A 1,652-nucleotide genomic window follows, 5' to 3' on the forward strand; every position below is an offset into this window, starting at 1 on the left:
CCTCAAAAGTTCGCACTTATAAAATTAGATAAAGTCAGAGGTAATGCCTGTGTAGGTAGACGAAAAACTTAAATTTCTTGATGGAATAAATGATTATGTCATGAATTTAGAACAAAAATATTCAGACGCTTAGTTGATAAATATGAAAAAGTTGTTTTTGATCATTGAATATAAACTCAAATCATTTATATCAATTTTATGCTTATAGATTTTAAAGACGAAGACTTTGAAAATAAAATTAAAAACGAAGATGTTTCTGTGATTCAGTTTTCTGCTGCATGGTGTGGTCCTTGCAAAAGTTTAAAGCCGGTTATGGATAAGTTGTCTGAAGAATATAAAGACAAGGCTGGTTTTTATTATGCAGATATAGAAGATGGTGGTATCAATACTGGAAGTGCTGCAGGAATAAGAGGTGTACCAACTGTAATAATTTACAAAAAAGGTGTTGAAGTAGATAGAAAAGTCGGAGGCGTTCCAGAAAGTCACATGAAAGAATTCTTAAATAAAAATATTTAATTTAAATTTAGCACTTCACCCGCTAAATACAAAGATCCAGTTATTATAATAATATCATTTTCTTTAAGTGATATAGATAGTATTGCCTCTTTAATACTTTTTTTATACTTAACATTGGCAATACTTTTAAATTTTTCTTTTAAATCTCTTCCGCTTATAGCATTAGGTTGGTTAGGTATATCAATCGTAGTTAATGATGCAATGTCTTTAAAAAAAGAAATATATTTTTTGTGATCTTTATTAGCCATCATTCCAATTATAATATGTTTATTTGAGTTTAAAGTTTGAAGATACTCATTTAAAACTTTTGATCCGCCAGGATTATGTGATGAGTCAAGAATAAGTCTATTGTTTTTAATCAAATCTTTTAGTTTACCTGATTTAATCTCCTCCAATCTAGCAATGTTAGTCGCTTTTTGAATTCCATCTATTATGTTTTGATCTTTAATTTTAATATCATCCAAAATTCTTAATGTTGCAATAGCCGTAGACGCATTTTCTATTTGAAAATGGCCATTTAAGTTTGGCATTGGAATATTTAAACCACCAAATTTATCCTCATAGTAAAAGAAATTATTTTCTTTTAAAGCAAAGCTATAATGTTCATTAAAGAAATATTTATTTGCTTTATTTTTGTAAATATTTTTTTTTATATATTCTGTAATTTCAATAGAATTTTGTTTTGCAACAACTATATTTTTTTCAAGTAAAGATGAAGTTTTTTCATAAATAATTCTTTCAATAGTTCTATCATGCTTTGGTAGCCAATCGAGATGATCTTCACTACAAGAAGTTATTATATTACAAAGATTCTTTTTAAGAATATTAACAGCATCTCCTCTTCCAAATAAGCCAAATTCTGCAATCACTAGATTATTTTTATATTTTTTACACCCATAAAAAAATGCAGCAGTGAGAGCTTCAAAATATGTTAAGGGTTTACCGTTATTGATTTCCATAACTTCATTTAATAAATTTGAGAGTTCATCATTACTTATCATCTCATCGTTATAAATAAATCTTTCATTTATTCGTTTGACATGAGGCGAGGTATATATATTACATTTGATATTTGCCTCTTTAAGTATTGATCTTAAGAATGAAATTGTACTTCCTTTTCCGTTTGTTCCACATAC

At 27.4% G+C, this 1,652-nt stretch carries 2 protein-coding genes; one reads left to right on the plus strand and one right to left on the minus strand.

The annotated features are described in order from the left end of the window. Nucleotides 1–198: 198 nt before the first annotated feature. Nucleotides 199–516 carry a thioredoxin family protein gene (locus tag AMN95_RS02180; RefSeq protein WP_075522359.1) on the plus strand — a complete coding sequence of 106 codons (318 nt, stop codon included), beginning with the start codon at nt 199–201 and terminating at the stop codon, nt 514–516. Here AMN95_RS02180 and AMN95_RS02185 read toward each other — a convergent pair. Then, on the minus strand, nt 513–1,652 hold a 1,140-nt coding region (locus AMN95_RS02185), incomplete at its 5' end, for a bifunctional folylpolyglutamate synthase/dihydrofolate synthase (protein WP_256997922.1). The genes AMN95_RS02180 and AMN95_RS02185 overlap by 4 nt on opposite strands.

This window comes from Candidatus Pelagibacter communis, assembly GCF_001180185.1.
Taxonomy (GTDB): domain Bacteria; phylum Pseudomonadota; class Alphaproteobacteria; order Pelagibacterales; family Pelagibacteraceae; genus Pelagibacter; species Pelagibacter ubique_F.